Origin of the sequence: Pantoea sp. paga, from assembly GCF_007558755.1 — a bacterium.
In the GTDB taxonomy this organism is placed as follows: Bacteria; Pseudomonadota; Gammaproteobacteria; order Enterobacterales; family Enterobacteriaceae; genus Pantoea; species Pantoea agglomerans.
Genome location: NZ_VLTF01000001.1, coordinates 123,432 through 146,850 on the forward strand (window position 1 = coordinate 123,432; position 23,419 = coordinate 146,850).

Below are 23,419 nucleotides of genomic sequence, written 5' to 3' on the forward strand. Positions count from 1 at the left end.
TAACAATCTGTTTACATCGCAGAAAGGCGTAACCTATCAATAAGCATTTTTATCAAAAATGGTTATTTAAAAAAGAGTGATTTATTAATAGGTTAACACTGGCTTATTTATGCTGACGCGCTCACCACAAGGTGAGCTGAAGAGGCTATGCTTAATAATTAAGCAAATAAAACCGCACAAGATGATTATCCCTGCAAAACAAGAGGTTGAAGTGATTGGTCAGATCACTACCATAGGGGGATAGCCTGAAAAGGTCCGGACTCAAGAGGTATCAACATGGCATCCGTTAATACAGACTCTTTCTCACCCGACGATTTTGTCTGGAAAGGGCTGACGCTGACTGAAACCGCAGCGCAACAAATTCTCAATCTGGCGGCTCAGGACCCCGATGTCAAGGGTCTGCGGCTTGGCGTAAAACAATCCGGCTGCGCCGGTTTTGGTTACGTCATGGATCTGGTGAAAGAGCCAGTCGAGGATGATTTGCAGTTCTCATTCCATGGCGCAACGCTGTTTGTGCCGCTACAGGCGATGCCATTCGTTGATGGCACCGAACTGGACTACGTTCGTGAAGGCCTGAATCAGATTTTTAAATTCAATAACCCTAAAGCTCAGCACGCCTGCGGGTGCGGTGAGAGCTTTGGCGTCGAGTAAGTGAAATATGTCACGACACAGCGAAACATCTGACGATGTACAAATCTGGGAAGGCAAGCTCAACTATAAAGAGGGCTTCTTTACCCAACTGCAAACCGAAGAATTTGCCAACGGCATCAACGAAGATGTGGTGCGGGCGATCTCGGCCAAGCGTAACGAGCCAGAGTGGATGCTGGAGTTTCGTCTTAAAGCGTTTCGTGCCTGGCTTGAAATGGAAGAGCCACACTGGCTGAAAGCGCACTACGAAAAACTCGACTACCAGGATTACAGCTACTACTCCGCGCCTTCCTGCGGCAACTGTGATGACAGTTGTGCGTCAGAACCCGGTGCAATGCAGGCTTCAGGCAGCGCGCCAGCCAGCGATTATCTGACGCAGGAAGTGGAAAACGCCTTTAATCAGCTGGGTGTCCCGGTGCGTGAAGGCCGTGAAGTGGCGGTTGATGCCATTTTTGACTCCGTTTCGGTGGCGACCACCTATCGCGGCAAGCTGGCGGAGCAGGGGATTATCTTCTGTTCCTTTGGCGAAGCGATCCAGGAGCACCCGGAGCTGGTGAAGCAGTATCTCGGCACGGTTGTTCCGGCGAACGATAACTTCTTTGCGGCGCTGAACTCGGCGGTCGCCTCTGACGGCACCTTCGTTTATATCCCGAAAGGGGTGCGTTGCCCGATGGAGTTGTCGACCTATTTCCGCATCAACGCAGCGAAAACCGGTCAGTTCGAACGCACCATCCTGATTGCCGATGAAGACAGCTACGTCAGCTACATCGAAGGCTGTTCAGCGCCAGTGCGTGACACCTACCAGCTGCACGCGGCCGTGGTGGAAGTCATCATCCACAAAAATGCCGAAGTGAAATATTCGACTGTTCAGAACTGGTTCCCGGGCGGCGAAGGTGAGGGGGGTATCCTGAACTTCGTGACCAAGCGCGCGCTGTGTGAAGGCGACCACAGTAAGATGTCCTGGACGCAATCTGAAACCGGCTCTGCTATCACCTGGAAATACCCAAGCTGCATTCTGCGCGGGGACTACTCGGTGGGTGAATTCTACTCAGTGGCACTGACCAGCGGTCGTCAGCAGGCCGATACCGGCACCAAGATGATCCACATTGGTAAAAACACCAAATCGACCATTATCTCCAAAGGGATTTCGGCCGGTAAAAGTCAGAACACCTATCGCGGGCTGGTGAAAATCATGCCAACCGCGACCAATGCCCGTAACTTTACGCAGTGTGACTCGATGCTGATCGGTCCTGATTGCGGCGCACATACTTTCCCGTATGTGGAAACCCGCAACAATACCGCTCAGCTTGAGCATGAAGCCACGACATCACGTATCGGCGAAGATCAGATGTTCTACTGTCTGCAACGCGGTATCAGTGAAGAAGACGCCATCTCGATGATCGTGAACGGCTTCTGTAAAGACGTATTCTCGGAGCTGCCACTGGAATTTGCTGTGGAAGCCCAGAAATTGTTAGCCATCAGCCTTGAGCACAGTGTGGGCTGATGCCGTCACACGCGTTGCCGGAAGCAATGTGAAGGAATAAGTATGTTAAGCATTAAAGATTTGCAGGTCAGTGTTGAAGATAAAGCCATTCTGCGTGGCCTGAATCTCGAAATTAAACCCGGCGAAGTGCATGCCATCATGGGCCCGAACGGCTCAGGTAAAAGTACCCTGTCAGCGACGCTGGCAGGCCGTGAAGATTATGAAGTGACCGGCGGTTCGGTCAGCTTTAAAGGTAAAGATCTGCTGGAACTGGCCCCTGAAGAGCGCGCCGGTGAAGGCATCTTTATGGCATTCCAGTATCCGGTAGAAATTCCGGGCGTCAGCAACCAGTTCTTTTTACAGACCTCGGTCAATGCGGTACGCAAATATCGTCAGCAGGAAGAGCTGGATCGCTTTGATTTCCAGGACTTCATTGAAGAGAAAATTGAGCTGCTGAAGATGCCGGCAGATCTGCTGACCCGCTCAGTCAACGTCGGCTTCTCCGGCGGTGAGAAGAAGCGTAACGACATCCTGCAGATGGCGGCGCTGGAGCCGGAGCTCTGCATCCTGGATGAGACCGACTCAGGCCTGGATATCGATGCGCTGAAAATCGTGGCGAATGGCGTAAACAGCCTGCGCGACGAAAAACGTGCCTTTATCATCGTGACCCACTACCAGCGTATTCTGGATTACATCAAGCCAGACTTCGTTCATGTTCTGTATCAGGGTAAAATCGTGAAATCTGGCGACTTCTCGCTGGTGAAACAGCTGGAGGAGCAAGGTTATGGCTGGCTTACCGACGAAGAGTGATTCTGCGCTGCAACAGTGGCATCACCTGTTTGAGTCGCGTGGCGACGTGCGTTCTCTGCAGGCACAGCAGCACTGGCAGCAACTGATGCGCGTTGGCCTGCCAACCCGCAAGCACGAAAACTGGAAGTACACGCCGCTGGACACCTTACTGTCTCAGCAGTTTGTACTGCCTGACGCGCCGCAGACCCTGAGCGCTGAACAGGTTGATGCACTCGCGCTGCCGCTGGATGCGATCCGTCTGGTCTATGTTGACGGTCAGTTCCAGCCAGCCTTCAGCAGTCGCGACTGCGATCTGTTTGAGGTTCAGCACAGCGTGGCCGCCGAGCGCCGTCCGCTGCCTGCTGCGGTTCAGCCTGAAGTCTTCCTGCATCTGACTGAGAGTCTGGCAGAAGAGGTGACGACCCTGCGTCTGGCACGCGGTAAATCCGCTGCGCGTCCGGTCTATCTGCTGCATATTACCAGCGGTCAGCAGACGGATATGAACACGGTTCACTATCGTCATCACCTGCAGCTGGAAGAGAGTGCAGAAGCGGAAGTGATTGAGCACTACGTTTCACTGGATGAGCGCGCCCATTTCACCGGCACGCGCTTTACCTTTGCGGTAGGCGACAATGCAAAACTGACGCACACGAAGCTGGCCTTTGAAAGCAGCGCCAGCTATCACTTTGCGCATAACGATCTGGTCATTGGCAACGATGGCCAGGTCAGCAGCACCAGCTTCCTGCTGGGTGCCGGGCTGTCGCGTCACAACACCAGTACCCAGCTGAACGGCGAAAACACCACGCTGGCAATCAATAGCCTGGTGCTGCCGGTGAAACAGGAAGTGGCGGATACCCGTACTTACCTGGAGCACAACAAGGGCCACTGCGTCAGCCGCCAGATGCATAAAACTATCGTGTGCGATAAAGGCCGTGCGGTGTTTAACGGCCACATTAAAGTGGCACAGCATGCGCTGAAGACCGACGGGCAGATGACCAACAACAACCTGTTGCTGGGCAAGCTCTCAGAAGTCGATACCAAACCGCAGCTGGAAATTTATGCGGATGACGTCAAGTGCAGCCACGGTGCCACCATCGGTCGTATTGATGATGAGCAGATGTTCTACCTGCGTTCGCGCGGTATTGAGCAGGATGCTGCGCAGACCATGATTATTCATGCGTTTGCCGCAGAACTGACCGAGACACTGGAAAATGAGGTGATGCGTCAGGCCGTGCTGCAGCGTATCGCGCAACGTTTTCCCGGAGGCGACATATGATGAACTTCGATCTCGAACGCGTCAGGGCTGATTTTCCTATCCTGAAGCGTGAGGTCAACGGTCATCCGCTGGCCTATCTTGACAGTGCGGCCAGCGCACAGCGTCCACTCTCGGTGATTAACGCCGAGAGTCATTTCTATCAGCACGGCTATGCGGCCGTGCATCGTGGTATCCATACGCTGAGCCAGCAGGCGACCAGCGACATGGAGAACGTGCGCGATCAGGCTGCCCGTTTTATCAACGCGCAGTCACAGGAAGAGATTGTCTTCGTTAAAGGCACCACCGAAGGCATCAATCTGGTGGCGAACACCTGGGGCAGCAGTAACCTCCAGGCTGGCGATAACCTGATCATCACTGAGATGGAGCATCACGCCAATATCGTTCCATGGCAGATGCTGGCCCAGCGCACCGGCGCAGAAGTGCGGGTCCTGCCATTAAATAACAACGGTGAGCTGGCGCTGGAGCAACTGGCGGGGCTGATCGACAGCCGTACGCGGTTGCTGGCGGTGACGCATGTTTCAAATGTGCTCGGCACGGTTAACCCGGTTAAAGCGATCGTTGCTCACGCAAAAGCCGCTGGCGTGGTAACGCTGGTGGATGGTGCCCAGGCGGTGATGCATGACAAGGTTGATGTGCAGGATATCGGCTGCGACTTCTACGCCTTCTCCAGCCATAAACTCTATGGCCCGAACGGCGTGGGTATTCTCTACGGCCGCAAAGCGCTGCTGGATGAGATGCCACCATGGGAAGGGGGCGGTTCAATGATTGAGCGCGTCCTGCTGCCCACCGGCACCACCTGGAACAGTGCGCCGTGGCGCTTTGAAGCGGGTACGCCGAATACCGGCGGCATTATCGGCTTTGGTGCGGCAATGGCCTATGTGCAGGCGCTGGGACTGGATACGATTCATCAGCGCGAGACGGCACTGATGAACTATGCGCTCGATAAGCTGGGTACCGTTCCGGATATTCAGATCTACGGGCCACAGTCACGAGCTGGCGTTATCGCCTTCAATCTCGGTAAACACCACGCCTACGACGTCGGCAGCTTCCTGGATCAATATGGCATTGCCATCCGCACCGGACATCACTGCGCGATGCCGCTGATGCAGCATTACAATGTACCGGCGATGTGCCGTGCCTCCTTCACGTTCTACAACAGTGAAGAGGAAGTGGATCGTCTGGCTGCCGGTTTGACGCGCATTCATCGTCTGCTGGGCGGCTGAACAGTTTTAACGGAGTCACTGATGGCGAATTTGCCTGAAAAAGAGAAACTGGTTCGCAACTTCAACCGTTGCGCCAACTGGGAAGAGAAGTACCTCTACATTATTGAGCTGGGTTCAAAGCTTCCGGAATCTTCTGAAACCTTACACCAGCCGGAGAACGTGATTTCGGGTTGTCAGAGTCAGGTGTGGATCAGAATGACCCCGCAGGCGGATGGTTCCATTGCGTTTGAAGGCGACAGCGATGCCGCTATCGTTAAAGGACTGATTGCTATCGTATTTAGCCTCTATCAGAACCTGCCGCCCGCCGATATCCTGGCGCTTGATGTGCGCCACTGGTTTGGCGAACTGGCACTGATGCAGCACCTGACGCCCACCCGGTCGCAGGGGCTGGAGGCGATGATTCGGTCTATTCGCCATACCGCTCAGAACCTCAGCTAAGTTACACTCCACAGACGCCATCCGGCGTCTGTTTTTTTATCTGACGAGAAAATTGCATGAAACCTGCTTTACGTTTAGCCGGTGCATTGCTGCTGACCTGCTTTGGGCTCTCTGCATCCGCGTTCGCCACCGAATATCCGCTGCCACCACCTGACAGTCGCCTGATTGGCGAAAACGTCCTGACTCAGGTTCCTGACAATAAACAACCTCTGGAAGCGATTGCGGCGCGCTACCAGGTCGGCCTGCTGAGCATGCTGGAGGCGAATCCCGGTACCGATCCCTGGCTTCCCAAAGCGGGCACGCAACTGACGGTTCCACTGCAGATGATCCTGCCCGATACGCCGCGCGAAGGGATTGTGGTGAATCTGGCCGAGCTGCGTCTCTACTACTACCCCAAAGGGGAGGATAAGGTCATTGTCTATCCCATCGGCATTGGCCAGCTGGGTGCGGCCACGCCAGTGATGGTGACGCAGATCAGCCAGAAGATCCCTAATCCTACCTGGACGCCCACGGCGAACATCCGCAAACGCTACGCCAAAGAGGGCATCACGCTGCCTGGCGTAGTTCCCGCCGGACCGGATAACCCGATGGGGCAGTTTGCCATGCGTCTGGCGCGCGGCACCGGCCAGTATCTGATCCATGGCACTAATGCGAAATTCGGCATCGGCATGCGCGTCAGTTCAGGCTGCATCCGTCTGCGTTCAGAAGATATCGAAGCGCTGTTTAATTCAGCTCCGAAAGGGACGCGGGTACAGATCATCAATCAGCCGGTGAAATACGCTGTAGAGCCGGATGGGAAACGCTACGTGGAAGTGCATCAGCCGCTGTCACGCAACGACAAGGACGATCCGCAGACCATGCCGATTGCACTCACTGCCGGAGTGAAGCAGTTTATGAAAAGTGAGAAGAGTGATAGCGCGCTCATTAAAGCCAGCTTAGCACGACGCTCAGGCATGCCTGTGCTGGTCAGCAGTGGGGAGCCGGTGCAGAGTGATACCGTGCCGCCTGCGGGGCTGGAGAGTGCATCTGTGGGGGCTGATAGCCCGGTGGCACAGGCTGAGGGTAACGCGGTTCAGCCCTGACCGGATAAGTGCCCTTGAGGGCACTGAATTCGGAGCAAAAAAAATGGCGCCATAAAGGCGCCATTTTTAAACCAGAACTCTTACTTACGGTAAGAGTGAGCCTGGTTGTCCAGACGCTGGTTAGCGCGTGCTGCGTCATCTTTAGCAGCCTGAACGTCTGAACGCACTGCGTTCACGTCGTTGCTCAGCTGGTCAACTTTAGCGTTCAGAGTCTGAACGTCTGAAGACAGCTGGTCGATTTTAGCGTTGCTTGAGCAACCAGCCAGCAGAGTTGAAGCCAGAACTACCGCGCCCAGTACCAGTTTAGTACGATTCATTATTTATACCCTCTAGATTGAGTTAATCTCCATGTAGCGTTACAAGTATTACACAAAGCTTTTTAAGTTGAGAATAAATTTTTGATGAGAAGATGCTTAAATTTGATCGTTCGCTCAAAGAAGCAGCGAATCACAGAATATGATAAAAAAATTTAGCGAAAACAGAGAGATTTAATCGGATTAACCTTAATATTAAGAGTATTTGAATAGTTATTTTCGATTGGAATTTTCTGACATTTGGTTTAAGTAGAAATAAAAAAAAGCGCCCGAAATAGGCGCTTCAAAATAATGGTCGGAGAGAGTTTTACAGAACGTGTACAGAAGCGGTGTTGGTAGTTCCGCTTGGTACTAATGCACCTGACACCAGCACCACAACATCGCCTTTCTGGCCGTAGCCACTTTCCAGCGCCGCTTCTTTACCCAGACGATAGAAATCATCGGTTGAAGCGATCTCTGTCACCAGACGTGTCTCAATCCCTTTGCTCAGGATCAGCTGACGGGCAGTCATCGGATTGGTGGTCAGCGCCAGGATGGTCGCGTTCGGGAAGTATTTACGCACGGCTTTAGCAGATTTACCCCCTTCGGTAGCAACCACAATCAGTGGCGCTTCCAGCTTCTCAGCGGTCTCTACAGCACCACGGCAGACAGCTTCTGTGATACGCATTTTGCGGTTATCACTCTGGCTGTCGATGCGGGACTTCATCACGCGATCGGTACGCTCACAGATGGTCGCCATGATGGTGACCGACTCCAGCGGATAACGGCCTTTGGCGCTCTCACCTGACAGCATCACAGCATCGGTACCGTCAAGAATGGCGTTTGCCACGTCACCGGCTTCTGCGCGGGTAGGGCGCGGGTTCTTGATCATGGAATCGAGCATCTGGGTAGCCGTGATGACCACTTTGCGTGCTTTATTACATTTTTTGATCATCATCTTCTGCGCGAAGATCACTTCTTCAACCGGGATCTCAACACCCAGGTCGCCACGCGCAACCATGATGCCGTCTGACGCTTCGAGGATTTCGTCGAAGTTGTTCAGGCCTTCCTGGTTTTCAATTTTGGAGATGATCTGGATATGCTCGCCGCCGTTCTGTTTCAGGTGCTCGCGAATTTCCAGCACATCTGAACGTTTACGGATGAAAGAGGCGGCGACAAAGTCTACACCCTGCTCACAACCAAAAATCAGGTCGCGCTTATCTTTTTCGGCCAGTGCTGGCAGCTGGATAGAGACGCCTGGCAGGTTAACGCCTTTGTTTTCACCCAGATCGCCATTGTTCAGGACTTTACACACCACGGTATTTTCAGTGACTTCGGTCACTTCCATACCAATCAGGCCATCATCGACCAGCACCGTGTTGCCGATTTTCAGGTCAGCAGTGAAACCCGGGTAGGTCACCGCAACGCGCTCGCTGTTGCCAATCACGCTCTGATCTGTAGTAAAGGTAAAAGTCTGACCCGCTTTCAGAGCCGCATCGTTGCCGCCTTCCAGTTTCATGGTGCGGATTTCAGGGCCTTTGGTATCCAGCAGGATAGCGGCCTGACGGCCGGTTTTTTGCATAACGGCACGCATGTTGGTGATGCGTTGACCATGCTCAGCGTAGTCGCCGTGAGAGAAGTTAAGACGCATAACATTCATGCCAGCTTCAAGCAGTTGAGTCAGCATCTCTTCGGATTCGGTTTTCGGGCCGATTGTACAAACGATTTTAGTCTTTTTCATGACGGATTTTCTGTAAGTTGTGATGGATGAATAAGGGCGGAATCCGATGGCAGCGCATCGAAGTGAAATTTCTGATTGAGACTGAAAAGGGCAGTACTGAGTAAGAATAGGTGACGAAGGCCAGGCGTGCAGGGAAGTTGTGCGGTTACGGTTGGTAACCACCACGCTGTTGTTGCGCAAATCATTTGAGTTATCGCAGTAAGCACGTGATCGCTGAAACCTTTCAAGTAAGCAACGCGGGACAGTATAGACGCTAAGTATGCGAAAACCAATCAAAAAGCAGAAGGGGGAAGCGATGCAGATCAATAAAAGTGGAGTTGCGCAAGCTGAAGGAATTCTGAAAGTGGTGCGCTCTAATGGACTCGAACCATCGACCCCCACCATGTCAAGGTGGTGCTCTAACCAACTGAGCTAAGAGCGCATTCTGAATATTGGTGCGTCCGAGTGGACTCGAACCACCGACCCCCACCATGTCAAGGTGGTGCTCTAACCAACTGAGCTACGGACGCACTTGGTGCGCTCTAATGGACTCGAACCATCGACCCCCACCATGTCAAGGTGGTGCTCTAACCAACTGAGCTAAGAGCGCAACATGCTGTCAGGGCGACAGCGGGGACGAATATTAACGGCAGCGTGTGAGGCTGGCAAGGGGAAAATAGTTTTTTCGCCATGACTGCACAGCAACTGTGCTAACCGTCGTTTTTTTCGTCATTGCGGGCCATGAATGACCCGCCTCGAACGTTATCGCGCTGCACGCGTCAGGATAATTTCCGCCGGAGATTGCTGTAACCGTCTGATGCGCCAGATCATCATTACCGCTGCCGAGGTCAGGCCGATAATAAAGCCGCACCAGAAGCCCGCAGGCCCCATGCGCGGCACCAGCCAGTCGGTCAGCGCCAGCAGATAACCAGCGGGCAGCCCCAGCAGCCAGTAAGCGATAAAGGTAATAAAGAAAATCGACCGCGTATCTTTATAGCCGCGCAGGATCCCGCTGCCAATCACCTGTATCGAGTCTGAGAACTGATAAATTGCCGCCAGCAGCATCAGCTGTGCCGCCAGCGTCACCACTTCAGGGTTGTCGTTATAGAGCAGGGCAATCTGATGACGAAATGTCACGGTAAAAATGGCGGTCAGCGCCGCCATGCTGATGCCAACCCCCTGGGCGGTCCAGGCCGCGACCCGTGCCTGCTCGGTGGAGCCCTGGCCCAGACGATAACCGACGCGGATGGTGGTCGCGACACCCAGCGACAGCGGCAATACGAACATCAGTGAACTGAAATTGAGCGCAATCTGGTGGCCGGCCACGTTAACGATGCCCAGTGGCGAAACCAGCAGGGCGACCACGGCGAACAGTGTGACCTCAAAGAAGAGTGCCAGCGCCACTGGCAATCCCAGTGTCATCAGGCGGCTCAGAATCGGACGGGAAGGGGGGGACCAGCGGCTCTCCATACGGATATCGCGCATGCTACCCATCCGGCGCACCCAGAAGCGCATGCAGATAAACATCACCCAGTAGACCGAGGCGGTCGCCACGCCGCAGCCGACACCGCCCAGGGCAGGCATGCCGAAGTGGCCATAGATAAAGACATAGTTGAGCGGGATGTTGAACATCAGGCCTAAAAAGCCCAGCACCATGCCGGGTTTGGTTTTCGACAGCCCCTCGCACTGATTGCGCAGCACCTGGAAGAAGAGGTAGCCTGGCGCGCCGAACAGCAGGGCATGCAGATAGCCTTCTGCCTTCAGCGCCAGCACTGGATCGATGTCATGCATCGCCCGGATAAGATAACCGGCATGCCACAACAGCACCATAATCAGCAGGGAGACGAAAAAGGCGAGCCAGTATCCCTGGCGGATCTGTTCACCGATGCGTTCGCGGCGGCCAGAACCATTGAGTTGCGCAACGGTGGGCGTCAATGCAAGCAGAAGACCATGACCAAACAGGATGGCCGGTAGCCAGACAGAGGTGCCGACAGCAACGGCGGCCATATCCGTGGCGCTGACTGCGCCGGCCATAATGGTATCCACAAATCCCATTGCGGTTTGAGCCACCTGAGCAAGGATGACCGGAATCGCAAGGGCCAGCAATTGACGCGCTTCTGTTAAATACTTCTGCACGTTAACACCTGACTTATTGAATGAATTAAAAGGGGCAGGAAGCCCGGGGAATTTCGCGAGCTAGTGTAACTGGCGTAACAGAATTCGCCAATCTTTGTCACACAATGCGGTTTGCTCCGCTATAAAGCGGCGGCGCGGGCTGAAATCTAACAGCCGACCTGAGCTGTGATAAACTAGCGTAAACTTCGCAGAGGCAAAGACTATGTTTACCGGTATTGTGCAGGGCACCGCAGAAATCGTGTCCATTGAAGAGAAAGAACTGTTTCGTACCCACACTGTCCGCCTGCCGGAAGAGCTCTTACCGGGTCTGGCGCTGGGCGCATCCGTAGCCCATAACGGTTGCTGTTTAACCGTAACGGCAATTGAAGGCGACCGCGTCAGTTTTGATTTAATTAAAGAGACATTGCGGGTAACTAACCTTGGCGATTTACGTCAGGGCGATGTGGTCAATATTGAGCGTGCAGCGAAATTCAGCGATGAAATAGGCGGACATCTGATGTCTGGTCATATTATGACCACCGCTGAGATCTGCAAGATTATCCAGTCAGAACATAACCGCGAGGTCTGGTTTAAAATCCAGGATGCGGCGCAGATGAAATATATTCTGCATAAAGGGTTTGTCGGCATCGACGGTATCAGCCTGACGGTAGGCGATGTGACTAAGACTAAGTTCTGCGTCTATCTGATCCCGGAAACGCTGGAGCGTACCACGCTGGGGGCGAAGACCTTTGGCGATCGGGTGAATATTGAAATCGATCCGCACACGCAGGCAATCGTGGAGACCGTTGAGCGGGTATTAGCACAGCGCGATGCCGCGGCGGCGATGAGCATGCTGACCGGCCAGTCAACGACAGAGAGTTAATAAAAGGCGCGTAAGCACCGCAGACAGCCCAATCGGTTTTACTCTGTCAGCACTATAAAAGCGCAGGGCGCCGGGTCAGAAGAGGAAAGCGTCCAGCCGCCCGGATAAAAACGCCCGGAGCGTTTTTGAACAACGCAAAGCATTGGCCCGGCAACGGGCACACCTCAGGGATGAGGTGCGTAATCGCGTGGGCCGGGCGTGTCAGGGATGACAGGTTTTGCGACTTTCCGATCTGACCCTGTTCCTTGAGCAATGCTCTCTCTTAAAGCAAAACAGGCCAGTCTTATAAAGTCTTTGGCCGGGGTAGCGCTTTCTTAATTGCCCACTTTTTAACCCCTACCGCGCCACCCGTAATCCCCCCTCAATACCGCGACTGAACACGATCTGCCACAGCTGAATATCACGCGCCCGGAAGGCACCCGCACAGGCATTCAGATAATAGGAGAACATCCGTTTAAAGCGTTCGCCATATTTATCGGCCAGCTCTGGCCAGGCCTGCAAAAAGCGTTCATGCCAGGCCATCAGTGTTTTGTCGTAATCTGCGCCGAAATTGTGCCAGTCTTCCAGAATAAAATGGGGCTCGCTGGCATCGGCCACATGGCGCACCGAAGGCAGGCAGCCGTTGGGGAAGATATATTTATCGATCCAGGGATCAACACTCATATCGGTTTTAATCGCGCCGATAGTGTGAAGCAGGAAAATACCGTCAGGCTTTAAATTACGATCGACCACGTCAAAATAGGTCGCGTAATTTTTTGGTCCGACATGTTCAAACATACCCACCGACACAATACGATCAAACTGCTCATTCAGATCGCGATAATCCTGCAACAGAATCGTGACGTCTAATCCGCTACAGCGCTGCTGCGCCAGTTTCTGTTGTTCGGCGGAAATCGTCACGCCATGCACTTTAACGTCATAATGACGTGCGGCAAATTCCGCGAGTCCGCCCCAGCCACAGCCGATATCCAGCAGTGACATTCCAGGTTCCAGCGCTAATTTACGGCAGATCATATCCAGCTTGGCTTCCTGCGCCGTCGCCAGTGTCGTCGCCTCTTTCCAGTAGCCACAGGAGTATTGCATGTACGGATCGAGCATCAGTGAAAAGAGGTCGTTGCCCAGGTCGTAATGCTCTTTACCGACAATCCACGCCCGTTTTTTTGACTGCAGATTGGTTAAGCGTGCGGCGGCAATGCGCAGCGTATCTTTAAAGTGATGAGGCAGTTGCTGATCGAGTTTATGCTTAAGTACCTGGTGGAAGAAAATATCCAGCCGGTCACACTCCCACCATCCATCCATATAGCTCTCACCGAGCCCAAGAGAGCCCTCCTGCAGAACACGTTTAAAAAAACCAGGATGATTAATATGAATATCCCAGGGACGTGAACCATTAATTTCGATATCCGCTTTTTCCAGCAGTTCATGAACGATGCGATACCAATGGTTTTCTTCGAGGCTCACTTCTTCTGCATAAGATGAACTCATAGATTTTCCACCACCTGTCCAATCTGAACCTGAACAAAGAGTAGCCAATTTATTCAGGCATTGAGAAACGATGCGGATGGCTCCGCAACCGGTTATTTGTGTGATACAGAGGACTGGAACAGCCTGCAGCAGGTCGGGTAAGGTGAGAATAACGCGCGCGAATACCGTCCCGGCAGCAGGGTGCCAATCAGATTATTACGTTATTATATTGTTGATTTATTACAGATTTGTTGACCCGGATGAGTATATGCTCACGCGGGTCAATATTCAATAACTTATTGTTAGGGCGCTAACTAAAAAGTCAGTGTGTCACTGATTATCCTGGCAGGCAGGTTGCGCAGAGGCAACAACAGTTTGTGCGCTTGCGGCACGCTGCATGGCGTAACCCATCAGCGCCAGCACAATTGTCACCGTCATCATCAGTGTGGTGGTAAATAGCGGCTGCGTTAAACCGGCCGATACCGCCAGGCTGGCAGCGAAACAGAGTCCTAACTGCAGTGTATTCTGCAACGCGGCGGCTTTACCGGTAGCGGTCGGGAAGGGCATCAGCGCACTGGACACCACAATCGGATAGATCGCGCCGTTAGCCAGCGCCATACCGCAGAACGGAACCATCAGACTCACCAGCGTGCTGCTGCCAGCAAGCGCAACAGCAAACAGCGCCAGGATGCTCAGGCTGTAGACGCCAAGCAGCCAGGGCAGCAACTGTGCGCCGTTAAAGCGGTTGAGCAGGGTGCGACAGCCGAAGCCGCCAATTAAAAAGGCGAGCGTCTGGGGCACATAACTCAGACCGATATCGGCGGGCGACAGACCCAGATCCGCCAGAATAAAGGGCGATCCGGTCAGCCAGGCAAAGAAGCTGGCGGAGCAGGCGGAGTAGATCAGCACGTTGCCGCTGTAGACCCGGGATTTAAGCAGCGTGAAAAAGCCCGGCTGCGCACCTTTTTCTCCCGCTGCCTTGCGCACGGTGGGCAGACGCAGCGTGGTCAGAATCAACGCCACCGCAATCAGAGTCAGCACCAGGAAAATCGAACTCCAGTGGAAGTGGCCGATCAGCCAGGCACCCAGCAGCGGAGCCAGCGCCGGAGAGAGCGCAACCAGCGGCATAATGGTGGCAAAGACTTTGTTAGCGCGCGCTGCAGGATAGCGATCCACCACCAGCGCCTGCCAGCTTACGGCAGCGGCACAGACACCAATCGCCTGGACAAAACGCAGCGCCAGCATCAGATAGATATCATTCACCCACAGCATGCCTGCGCAGCCAGCGCCAAACATGGCCAGTCCGGCCAGCAGTACCGGTTTACGGCCGATGCGATCGGAAAGCGGTCCCCAGAAGAGCTGACCCACGGCGAAGCCGCCCAGGAAGAGACTCATACTGGCGCTGATCAGACCGGGTGAAGTGTTAAAGGTTTGCTGCATCGCACCAAAGGCGGGCAGGTACATATCAGTGGCTAAAAAGCCCAGCATGCTCAGCAGGGCAAGGTAGGGCATAAACCCTTTATTCGACAGCATCTGATTCTCTTTTTTGCAGGATAAACGCGGCAGAGTGTAAAAGGTGCGTTTGCTGCTGTGAAACGGTAATATTTGCCGATTGCTGTTAAAATTTTTGAAGGCAGATTATGTGGTCAGAATATGCTTTAGAGGTGGTTGACGCTGTCGCCCGGGGAGGGAGCTTCAGCGCCGCCGCGCAGGAGTTACATCGTGTGCCCTCTGCTATCAGCTATACGGTGCGTCAGCTGGAAAACTGGCTGGCGGTACCGCTGTTTGAACGGCAGCATCGCGAAGTGGTTCTGACCCCGGCGGGTGAGCATTTTGTCCGGGAAGGACGCAGCGTCATCAAAAAAATGCTTGCCACCCGGCGACAGTGCCAGCAGCTGGCTAACGGCTGGCGCGGCCAGCTAAGCATTGCCGTTGACCGTATCGCTAAACCTCAGCGCACCCGACAACTGGTCAAAGATTTCTATCGCCACTTTCCCGATATGGAGCTGATCATCAGCTATGAAGTCTTTAACGGCGTCTGGGATGCGCTGGCCGATGGCCGGGTGGAGGTAGCGATTGGTGCCACGCAGGCAATACCGGTGGGCGGACGTTTTGCTTTCCGGGATATGGGCACGCTTAACTGGCGCTGCGTGGTTGCGCCCGACCATCCTCTGACACAGGCGAGCCAGATAGATGATGACACGCTGCGTAGCTGGCCGTCCCTGGTGCTGGAAGATACTTCACGCGCGCTGCCGCGTCGTATGACATGGACGCTGGATAACCAGCGCAGGCTGGTGGTGCCGGAGTGGCAAACCGGGCTGGAGTGCGTGCAGGCGGGATTGTGTGTGGCGATGGTGCCGGGCCATCTGGCCAGGCCACTGCTCGACAGTGGCGAGCTGGTTGAACTGACGCTGCCGGTGGCGTTTCCGGACAGCCCATGCTGCGTCAGCTGGGCAGAGGATCGCGCATCACCGGCGACAGCCTGGTTGCTCAGCTATCTGGGTGATGCGCAAACGCTTAATCAGGAGTGGTTAAGCGAGCATTAACGACGATAGTCGCGGAATGGGCCATCGGCCACGGAACGGCGCTCAATCAGCGTCGGATGGACCTCAATCGTTTGTGACACTTCGCGCTTACTGGTAATGCGGTCCAGCAGCATTTCCAGCGCTTTCTCACCCAGCTGGGCTTTAGGCTGATGCACCGTGGTCAGGGCCGGTGCAAAATAACGGGCGTTGCGCACATTGTCATAGCCGATCACCGAAATATCCTGGGGGACGCGCAAACCCATCTCATCGGCGGCGCAAATCGCGCCCATCGCCATGATGTCACCGCCACAGAACACCGCCGTCGGACGCTGCTTCTGCGACAGGATCTGCTGCATCGCCTGATAGCCTGACTCCGGCTCAAAGTCACCCTGCACAATCCACTCGGCGCGTGGCTGAATACCCGCTTCTTCCATCGCCTTCAGGAAACCAGCATGACGTCCGCCACCGGTGTTACGCTCCATCTGACCGGGGATAGCACCAATATCCCGGTGTCCGCGTTCAATCAGATAGCGTCCCGCCAGATAGCCGCCCTGGAAAGCATTATCCAGTACCGTGTCGGTGAAGTCGGCGCGCGACTCGCCCCAGTCCATTACCACCATCGGGATATTGCGATTCTCTTCCAGCATCTGCAGCAGATCGTCCGGATATTCAGAGCACATCACCAGCAGCCCATCGACGCGTTTCTGCGCCATCATGCTGAGATAGGCGCGCTGTTTTTGCAGATCGTTATGCGCATTACCCAGAATCAGCGTATAGCCTTTGTCAAAACAGTGATTTTCAACCGCTTCGATAATTTCAGCGAAATAGGGCGCTTCGCTGGAGGTGGCAAGCAGGCCCAGTGTCTTGGTGTGGTTCACTTTCAGGCTGCGCGCCACGGCGCTCGGCGAGTAGTGCAGTTCTTTAATCGCCTGCCAGACCGCGTTGCGCGTCTCTTCAGCCACAAAGCGGGTTTTATTGATGACGTGCGAAACGGTGGTCGTTGAGACGCCAGCGCGTTTCGCCACATCTTTAATTGTTGCCATGAAAATCGGACTCCAGTGCTTATCTAACTCTATGATAAGCGTAGTGTTAAACGTTTGCGTCTGCTCAGGGTTTTTTCCGCAAAAAGGCAGCTTTCCTGGCCAGTAAACAGGCCGCTGGCGTAATAAAAACGCCTGAAAACGTGCGCAAACGGAATCAGGGTTGCGCGCGTTGCGCAACAAAGGCGGGATTCTAACAAGGCTGAACGGATAAAACGAGATTTTTACCGGGCCCTGTGGGAAAATGCAATACCCCTGCTAATTGTGTGACTAAGGAGGAAGCAATGAGTACCGATCTTAAACTGGCTTTAATGACCACCGCGGGCTGTCTGCTGATGATTGTGGCCTTTAGTTTTACCGCTATTCTGCACTAATAAAAAAGCCGGGATAATCCCGGCTCTCTTCTGGTTGTTCCGCTGCTCAGCGTATGGTTTTCGGCGTCATCACCCGACGGGCACCAATATAGTGGCGCTGCCAGTAATCTTCTCCTAACGCGCTGATCTGAATATCTTTGCCGGTGCGTGGCGACTGGATAAACTTGCCATCACCCAGGTAAACGCCGACATGGTCCGCAGTACCGCGTCCATTGATACGGAAGAAGACCAGATCGCCTTTCTCCAGCGACTCACGCTTGATCGGCGCGGCGTCACGCAGGTGGTACATCTCGTTAGCGGTACGTGGGATTTTAAACTTCACCAGATCTTTATAGGCGTACCAGACCAGGCCGCTGCAATCGAAACCGGTATGGGGAGAGGTACCGCCCCACTGATAGGGTTTACCCAACTGACCCATCAGCTTGGTCATCGCGGTTTCGCGGGCCTTCTGATAGCGCTGACGGTGAGATTTGCTCATCTTAATCGTGCCGGTCTCGCTGGTGGTGACCTCAGCGGTTTTCAGCAGGCGCTGATGACCATAACGTTTTTTCTCTTTGTTCTTACTGAGACGGGCGGTTTTTAGCGAGGTCTTCTTAGCAGGCGTCTGTTTCGCGGTGAGTTCGACTTTTTTCAGTTTTTTTGTTTTTAATTTTTGAACCGGGCTGAGGCGAGTCTTTTTCGTCACCGTTTTCACCGGGCGACGCTTGCGACGCTCATCGTCGCGTGCACTCTTTTTCTCTGCTTTATGCGTACTGACGTTCACCGGCGCGTGAGGCGACGCAGCGGCGATGTTGAAAAACAGTTGCGCAAAGGCCAGCATGAAAAACGTAATGATTAAACGCATAGTCCGTTGATTAGTTAAGTTGTCAGGGCCACTACGCACCGCGACAAAGTTGAGATTAATCTGATCCAGGATCAGCGCCCAGGCCATTCTAGTCCAGTTCTTTTAAAAACTGTAATGCCTTTTAATATTAATCTTTGCAACTCACATAATCGTGCTGAAAATGAACATTTTCAGCGTCTTATATCAACGAAATTATTACGAATTATTAATCTGTTACCTGCTGTTAATAATCAGGTATTCAGGTGTTCCGGAGCATGACTTAACAATGATGGCGATTTAATCGGGCAGCGATCAAAATCTCGTTTTCAGTCACGCTGCGAAGTCGCTACAATAAACAAACACGATGTGACGAATTAAGGAAGGCAATTATGAGTACTGTAGAAAAAATTCAGCGCCAGATCGCAGAAAACCCGATCCTGCTGTACATGAAAGGTTCCCCGAAACTGCCAAGCTGCGGTTTCTCTGCACAGGCGGTGCAGGCGCTGTCAGCCTGCGGTGAGCGTTTTGCTTACGTGGATATTCTGCAGAACCCGGACATTCGTGCCGAGATGCCGAAATTCGCTAACTGGCCAACTTTCCCGCAGCTCTGGGTCGATGGCGAGCTGGTCGGTGGATGCGACATCATCGTTGAGATGTTACAACGTGGTGAACTGCAGACGCTGATCAAAGAGACCGCAGAAAAATTTAAAGAAGCAGAATAAAAAAAGGCCGACATCATGTCGGCCTTTTTCATTGCGGCATCCCTTATGCGGATGTCGTGGCTTCTGCATCGCCTTCCGCGAAGGGCAGTGGCCAGCCGCCTAACCGTTTCCAGCGGTTCACCAGCTCGCAGAACAGCGTTGCCGTCTGCTGAGTGTCATAGAGCGCAGAATGCGCCTGCGTGCTGTCAAACTCCATTCCTGCCGCAATACAGGCCTTCGCCAGCACCGTCTGACCCAAAACCAGCCCGCTCAGGGCCGCGGTGTCAAAGGTGGCAAACGGGTGAAACGGATTGCGCTTCAGGCTGGCTCGTTCCGCCGCCGCTGACATAAAGTTCAGGTCGAAAGTGGCATTGTGCGCCACCATAATGGCGCGATTGCAGCCGCTGTCTTTAATGCCCTTACGCACCATTTTGAAAATGGCGTGCAGCGCCTCATATTCACTGACCGCGCCGCGCAGCGGATTGCTGGGATCGATGCCGGTAAAGGCCAGAGCTTCCGGATGCAGCAGCGATCCGACAAAAGGTTCGACGTTGAAATGCAGCGTCTGGTCAATCTGAATCCATCCCTCTTCATCCATCTTCAGCGTGATAGCGGCAATCTCCAGTAACGCATCGGTTTGCGCATTGAAACCCGCGGTTTCAACGTCGATCACCACCGGATAGAAGCCACGGAAACGTTGATTGAGTGCATTAGGGGAATTCGATTCAGACATCAGGATCTCGTTGCAGAAAAAGGGCAGCGCGTATTATGGCAAAAAACGGGGCCGGGTGCAGCAGATGAAGCGCAGAGAAGGGGATTCAGCCCACCCGACCGGGCGGGCTTACAGGCAGGTTTAGTTGCCGAGGCCGTTACCGGCATCTTTGTTTTCGATCAGCTCGATTTTGTAACCATCGGGATCTTCAACAAAGGCAATAATGGTGGAGCCGCCTTTAACCGGGCCAGCTTCACGCGTAACGTTGCCGCCATCTTTGCGGATACGTTCGCAGGCCGCTGCTGCGTCATCAACGCCCAGCGCAATATGACCATAGGCATCACCGAGGTCATACTTATCGACGCCCCAGTTATAGGTCAGTTCGATCACCGCACCTTCGCTCTCGTCGGTGTAGCCCACAAATGCCAGGGTATATTTGTATTCGGTGTTTTCGCTCTGACGCAGCACGCGCATGCCCAGCACACGGGTGTAGAAATCGATTGAACGTTGCAGATCGCCAACGCGCAGCATGGTATGAAGTAAACGCATAACATCCTCTTTTAAATAAAACGCCATCGCCCGATGACTCAGGCGCTAAGTATAGCGATGAAAATCGCTATTGAATAATGGCTGCCGTCATCATCCCGGACGGCAGCCCGAACCGGTTACAGCGTCGGGTAGTCGATATAACCTTCAGCGCCGCCGCCGTAGAAGCTTTCCGGACGCTGTGGATTGAGTGGGGCGTCCTGCTGCAGACGCTCAACCAGATCCGGGTTAGCAATGTAATCGCGACCAAACGCAACCGCATCGATCAGACCGCGACCAATCAGGTCATCCGCTTTCTCAACGGTATAGGCACCGGCACCAATGATGGCACCCGGGAAGAGATCACGCACTTTCTGACGGAAAGCATCGGTGTAAGGCTGACCGCCGGCCCAGTCTGGCTCAGAGAGGTGCAGATAGGCGATGTTGCGTTTTGCCAGCTCGCCGATATACCACAGCGCCGCCTCTTCTTCATCCGGGCCGTTGTCCAGATTCTGGAAACTGCCGATAGGTGAGACGCGAATACCAATACGATCGGCTGACCAGTTAGCGATCACCGCATCAACCACTTCCAGCGCAAAGCGACCGCGTTTTTCGATGCTGCCGCCATATTCATCAGTACGCTGGTTTGAGCCAGGTGCAAGGAACTGGTGCATCAGGTAACCGTGCGCCGAGTGCAGCTCAAGCAGGTCAAAGTCCGCTTCACGCGCGTTGGCTGCGGCCTGGCCAAAATCTGCCACGATCTGCTTAATCTCTGGCACTGTCAGCTCACGCGGCGTTGAGGTATCTTCGCGATAGACGCTGCCATCTTCAGCACGCAGTGAGGTACGGGTGCCAGCGGCAATCGCCGATGGAGCAACCGGTGCTTTGCCTTCCGGCTGCACGCTGTTATGTGAGATACGACCGGTGTGCCATAACTGTACTGCGGTGTGACCGCCAGCCTGATGCACGCCTTCGTTAATCGCTTTCCACGCTGCAATCTGTGGCTGAGTATGTAAGCCTGGCGCACCGGCATAGCCTTTCGCCTGGAAAGAGATCTGGGTCGCTTCGGTGATGATCAAACCGGCGCTGGCGCGCTGGCGATAATATTCAGCCATCATCGGGGTAGGGATGTCGCCTGGCTCAATGCTGCGCAGACGGGTCAGCGGTGCCATAAATACGCGGTTTGGGACAGTAATTGCACCGACTTTTAGCGGACGAAACAGCTGGGTACTCGCCATAATAGCTCCTGATTAGTAGACCAGTCGTCTACAAACATGTTTTTTAAAAATCAGTGGCGTTCAAGCCACTGTTCGATGGTACTCAATGCCAGACGCAGTGGCTGCGCCTCGCGGGAAATTTTGCTCTGCAGGCTGGCACCTAGCCACAGCAGCGACAGCAATTCCGCCATCTGCGCGGGGGGCTGCGGCAGGCTCAGCGACTCCTGCTGCTCTGCGGCAATCAGGGTCCGGGCGTAGAGTGCCGTGATCTTTCCGGCACCCTGCTGCAGTGCATCACGCATCGGCTCTGAGAGATCGCACACCTCCGCGGAGACTTTGACGCCCAGACAGCCTACGATGTGGCCCTGCTGAACAAACAGATCAACGGCAGCACGAAAGTGGTTAAGCAGGCGCTCACGCGGCGTGCCATCGGTCTGGTTAAGCTGCAACGCCACATCCTGCAGGTAACGCGCAAAATAGCGTTCCAGTAACGCCACGCCAAACGCCTCTTTAGAACGGAAGTAGTAGTAGAAGGAGCCTTTCGGCACCGCCGCCTGCGTCAGCAGTTCGCTGAGGCCCATTCCGGTAAAGCCGCGTTGCAGACAGAGTTGCTCACCTGTCTGGAGCAGGTGTTCGCGGGTTTCGTTGCGTTGTAGCGTCTTATTCATGGCAGTGAGATTAGTAGACCAGTCGGTCTAATGCAATGCAACCCTCTCTATTTGGCACAGAGTGTTCACTCCTGAGTCAAAGAACAGGATTAATTCTGGCCGGGTGGGGCTTACTTCCTGCGCAACCAGGCTACGCTTTTTACTGCACTGTTTATTCTGTGAATCCGGAGGCGTGGTGGCTGAGCAGCTTGAGTTTTTCCCGGTTCCCAGCCCCTGTCGCGGCATCTGCCAGACTGATGCGCGCGGCTACTGCCTGGGATGTTTACGCAGCCGCGATGAGCGGTTCAACTGGCTGCGCTTCAGCGATGCGCAAAAGCGTGAAGTCATTCGTCTTTGTCAGCAGCGGCGTCAGCGTCTGCAACGGCAACAGAAAGGCGAGGAGCCGCACGCGCCACAACAGCCGGAGTTATTCTGACGACTTTGCGCTTTCCGTTATACTCTCTGACACGCTAATTTCAGCCAACGCGCAACAGGGAGAACGTCATGTTAGAACCGCAAGCCATCGCTTCACAGGGGCCCGATTTTTCACCGCTGGTCATGGGGTACTGGCGTCTGATGGAGTGGGGGATGTCGCCACAGGAGCGGGTCGCCTTTATTGAGCACCATGTGAGGCTCGGCATCACCACCGTTGACCATGCGGACATCTACGGTGACTACCGGTGTGAGGCGGCGTTTGGCGAGGCACTGAAACTGGCACCTGGCTTGCGCGACCAGCTACAGATTGTGACCAAGTGCGGCATCGCCACCCGCGCCCAGCCTGAGCATCAGATAGGCCACTACATTACCGACAAACGTCATATCCTGCAGAGTGCTGAAAACTCACTGCGCCATATCCATACCGATCGTCTCGACCTGTTGCTGATCCATCGTCCCGATCCGCTGATGGAGGCTGACGAGGTGGCCGAAGCCTTTATGGCGCTGCATCACAGCGGCAAGGTTCTGCATTTTGGCGTTTCCAACTTCTCACCATCACAGTTTTCCCTGCTGCAATCCCGCCTGCCGTTCTCGCTGGTGACAAATCAGCTGGAGATCTCACCGGTGCAGCAAAGTGTGCTGCTGGATGGGTCGCTGGATCAGTGTCAGCAGCTGCGCATTCGTCCGATGGCCTGGTCCTGTCTGGGTGGCGGCCGCCTGTTTAACGATCCCCATTTCCAGCCGCTGCGTAACGAACTGGAAGCCGTGCGGCAGGAAACCGGTGCCACCAGCCTGGATCAGGTGGTCTATGCCTGGATACTGATGCTGCCATCGCGCCCGCTGCCGATCATCGGCTCAGGTAAAACGGCGCGGGTCAGCGAAGCCGCCGGGGCACTGGATTTATCCCTGTCGCGTCAGCAGTGGTTCCGTATTCGCAAGGCGGCGCTGGGATTTGATGTGCCCTGAAGCGTAAAACTGCGTCAATCTCCGGCAAAATAGCGCAACA

24 protein-coding genes and 3 tRNA genes are annotated in these 23,419 nt (G+C 54.3%); 13 read left to right on the forward strand and 14 right to left on the reverse strand.

All coding sequences use genetic code 11. The features are described 5' to 3' along the window. Window positions 1-276 precede the first annotated feature (276 nt). From sufA to FOV68_RS00595, 7 genes are read left to right on the forward strand one after another with little or no spacing between them, the layout of a single operon-like run. Window positions 277-651, forward strand: a complete 375-nt coding sequence (gene sufA, locus FOV68_RS00565; protein ID WP_010245637.1) for a Fe-S cluster assembly scaffold SufA — start codon at window positions 277-279, stop codon at window positions 649-651. A 7-nt stretch (window positions 652-658) separates the two neighbouring features. Beyond that, window positions 659-2,152, forward strand: a complete 1,494-nt coding sequence (gene sufB, locus FOV68_RS00570; protein WP_003853227.1) for a Fe-S cluster assembly protein SufB — start codon at window positions 659-661, stop codon at window positions 2,150-2,152. A 42-nt stretch (window positions 2,153-2,194) separates the two neighbouring features. Next, the gene (gene sufC, locus FOV68_RS00575; RefSeq protein WP_010245631.1) at window positions 2,195-2,941 is read left to right on the forward strand and encodes a Fe-S cluster assembly ATPase SufC; all 747 of its coding nucleotides are present in this window, start codon (window positions 2,195-2,197) and stop codon (window positions 2,939-2,941) included. Next, a complete protein-coding gene (sufD, locus tag FOV68_RS00580; RefSeq protein ID WP_143990161.1) occupies window positions 2,916-4,196 on the forward strand; it encodes a Fe-S cluster assembly protein SufD in 1,281 nt (426 codons plus the stop codon). The genes sufC and sufD overlap by 26 nt, the downstream gene beginning before the upstream one ends. Beyond that, a complete protein-coding gene (gene sufS, locus FOV68_RS00585; RefSeq protein ID WP_143990452.1) occupies window positions 4,196-5,419 on the forward strand; it encodes a cysteine desulfurase SufS in 1,224 nt (407 codons plus the stop codon). The genes sufD and sufS overlap by 1 nt, the downstream gene beginning before the upstream one ends. A gap of 21 nt (window positions 5,420-5,440) precedes the next feature. Continuing rightward, window positions 5,441-5,857 (forward strand): cysteine desulfuration protein SufE, encoded by a 417-nt coding sequence (gene sufE / locus FOV68_RS00590; protein ID WP_010245623.1) that lies wholly within the window; start codon window positions 5,441-5,443, stop codon window positions 5,855-5,857. Window positions 5,858-5,913: 56 nt separating this feature from the next. Further along, window positions 5,914-6,939 carry a L,D-transpeptidase family protein gene (locus FOV68_RS00595; RefSeq protein WP_083068161.1) on the forward strand — a complete coding sequence of 342 codons (1,026 nt, stop codon included), beginning with the start codon at window positions 5,914-5,916 and terminating at the stop codon, window positions 6,937-6,939. 80 nt (window positions 6,940-7,019) lie between these two features. Here FOV68_RS00595 and FOV68_RS00600 read toward each other — a convergent pair whose 3' ends face one another. The 6 genes from FOV68_RS00600 to FOV68_RS00625 all read right to left on the reverse strand — a co-directional run bounded on the left by FOV68_RS00600 (window position 7,020) and on the right by FOV68_RS00625 (window position 11,088). Next, the gene (locus tag FOV68_RS00600) at window positions 7,020-7,256 is read right to left on the reverse strand and encodes a major outer membrane lipoprotein (protein ID WP_009090492.1); all 237 of its coding nucleotides are present in this window, start codon (window positions 7,254-7,256) and stop codon (window positions 7,020-7,022) included. Between the two features lie 304 nt (window positions 7,257-7,560). After that, on the reverse strand, window positions 7,561-8,973 hold the full coding sequence (pykF, locus tag FOV68_RS00605; protein WP_010245613.1) for a pyruvate kinase PykF: 1,413 nt from the start codon (window positions 8,971-8,973) through the stop codon (window positions 7,561-7,563). Window positions 8,974-9,317: 344 nt separating this feature from the next. After that, window positions 9,318-9,394: transfer RNA gene (locus FOV68_RS00610), tRNA-Val, on the reverse strand. 11 nt (window positions 9,395-9,405) lie between these two features. Further along, window positions 9,406-9,482 (reverse strand) — tRNA-Val (locus tag FOV68_RS00615). A 3-nt stretch (window positions 9,483-9,485) separates the two neighbouring features. Beyond that, window positions 9,486-9,562, reverse strand: a tRNA-Val gene (locus FOV68_RS00620). A gap of 152 nt (window positions 9,563-9,714) precedes the next feature. After that, entirely contained in the window at window positions 9,715-11,088 is a 1,374-nt protein-coding gene (locus tag FOV68_RS00625; RefSeq protein WP_143790049.1) for an MATE family efflux transporter, read from the reverse strand. Window positions 11,089-11,290: 202 nt separating this feature from the next. Here FOV68_RS00625 and FOV68_RS00630 point away from each other — a divergent pair, with 202 nt between their 5' ends. Beyond that, a complete protein-coding gene (locus tag FOV68_RS00630) occupies window positions 11,291-11,950 on the forward strand; it encodes a riboflavin synthase (protein ID WP_010670039.1) in 660 nt (219 codons plus the stop codon). 336 nt (window positions 11,951-12,286) lie between these two features. Here the strand turns inward: FOV68_RS00630 and cfa are convergent, their stop codons facing one another. Together cfa and punC are read right to left on the reverse strand one after the other, a co-directional pair. Next, entirely contained in the window at window positions 12,287-13,435 is a 1,149-nt protein-coding gene (cfa, locus tag FOV68_RS00635) for a cyclopropane fatty acyl phospholipid synthase (RefSeq protein ID WP_115764985.1), read from the reverse strand. 309 nt (window positions 13,436-13,744) lie between these two features. Then, window positions 13,745-14,947, reverse strand: a complete 1,203-nt coding sequence (gene punC, locus FOV68_RS00640) for a purine nucleoside transporter PunC (RefSeq protein ID WP_143990162.1) — start codon at window positions 14,945-14,947, stop codon at window positions 13,745-13,747. A gap of 107 nt (window positions 14,948-15,054) precedes the next feature. Here punC and punR point away from each other — a divergent pair, with 107 nt between their 5' ends. Beyond that, window positions 15,055-15,960, forward strand: a complete 906-nt coding sequence (punR, locus tag FOV68_RS00645; RefSeq protein WP_069026167.1) for a DNA-binding transcriptional activator PunR — start codon at window positions 15,055-15,057, stop codon at window positions 15,958-15,960. On the opposite strand, the gene purR is transcribed toward punR, so the two are convergent. Then, entirely contained in the window at window positions 15,957-16,982 is a 1,026-nt protein-coding gene (gene purR / locus FOV68_RS00650; protein ID WP_010245595.1) for an HTH-type transcriptional repressor PurR, read from the reverse strand. The genes punR and purR overlap by 4 nt on opposite strands. Before the next feature lie 281 nt (window positions 16,983-17,263). Between purR and FOV68_RS00655 the strand changes: the two genes are divergently transcribed. Continuing rightward, window positions 17,264-17,353: a YnhF family membrane protein gene (locus FOV68_RS00655; protein WP_010245592.1), complete on the forward strand. Its 90-nt coding sequence runs from the start codon at window positions 17,264-17,266 to the stop codon at window positions 17,351-17,353. Window positions 17,354-17,399: 46 nt separating this feature from the next. Here the strand turns inward: FOV68_RS00655 and FOV68_RS00660 are convergent, their stop codons facing one another. Beyond that, window positions 17,400-18,197: a C40 family peptidase gene (locus FOV68_RS00660; RefSeq protein WP_010245589.1), complete on the reverse strand. Its 798-nt coding sequence runs from the start codon at window positions 18,195-18,197 to the stop codon at window positions 17,400-17,402. Between the two features lie 365 nt (window positions 18,198-18,562). Here FOV68_RS00660 and FOV68_RS00665 point away from each other — a divergent pair, with 365 nt between their 5' ends. Further along, entirely contained in the window at window positions 18,563-18,898 is a 336-nt protein-coding gene (locus tag FOV68_RS00665; protein WP_170933470.1) for a Grx4 family monothiol glutaredoxin, read from the forward strand. 43 nt (window positions 18,899-18,941) lie between these two features. Here FOV68_RS00665 and rnt read toward each other — a convergent pair whose 3' ends face one another. The 4 genes from rnt to FOV68_RS00685 form a co-directional block, all read right to left on the reverse strand. After that, a complete protein-coding gene (rnt, locus tag FOV68_RS00670; protein WP_010245582.1) occupies window positions 18,942-19,610 on the reverse strand; it encodes a ribonuclease T in 669 nt (222 codons plus the stop codon). 120 nt (window positions 19,611-19,730) lie between these two features. Next, entirely contained in the window at window positions 19,731-20,138 is a 408-nt protein-coding gene (gloA, locus tag FOV68_RS00675) for a lactoylglutathione lyase (protein WP_010245580.1), read from the reverse strand. Window positions 20,139-20,254: 116 nt separating this feature from the next. Further along, a complete protein-coding gene (locus tag FOV68_RS00680; RefSeq protein WP_010245578.1) occupies window positions 20,255-21,352 on the reverse strand; it encodes an alkene reductase in 1,098 nt (365 codons plus the stop codon). A 50-nt stretch (window positions 21,353-21,402) separates the two neighbouring features. After that, window positions 21,403-21,999, reverse strand: coding sequence for a TetR/AcrR family transcriptional regulator (locus FOV68_RS00685; protein WP_039391834.1), 597 nt, complete (start codon window positions 21,997-21,999; stop codon window positions 21,403-21,405). Window positions 22,000-22,174: 175 nt separating this feature from the next. Between FOV68_RS00685 and FOV68_RS00690 the strand changes: the two genes are divergently transcribed. Beyond that, window positions 22,175-22,414 (forward strand): DUF1289 domain-containing protein, encoded by a 240-nt coding sequence (locus tag FOV68_RS00690; protein WP_010245573.1) that lies wholly within the window; start codon window positions 22,175-22,177, stop codon window positions 22,412-22,414. Between the two features lie 68 nt (window positions 22,415-22,482). Beyond that, window positions 22,483-23,379, forward strand: a complete 897-nt coding sequence (locus FOV68_RS00695) for an aldo/keto reductase family oxidoreductase (protein ID WP_143990163.1) — start codon at window positions 22,483-22,485, stop codon at window positions 23,377-23,379. Window positions 23,380-23,419 lie beyond the last annotated feature (40 nt).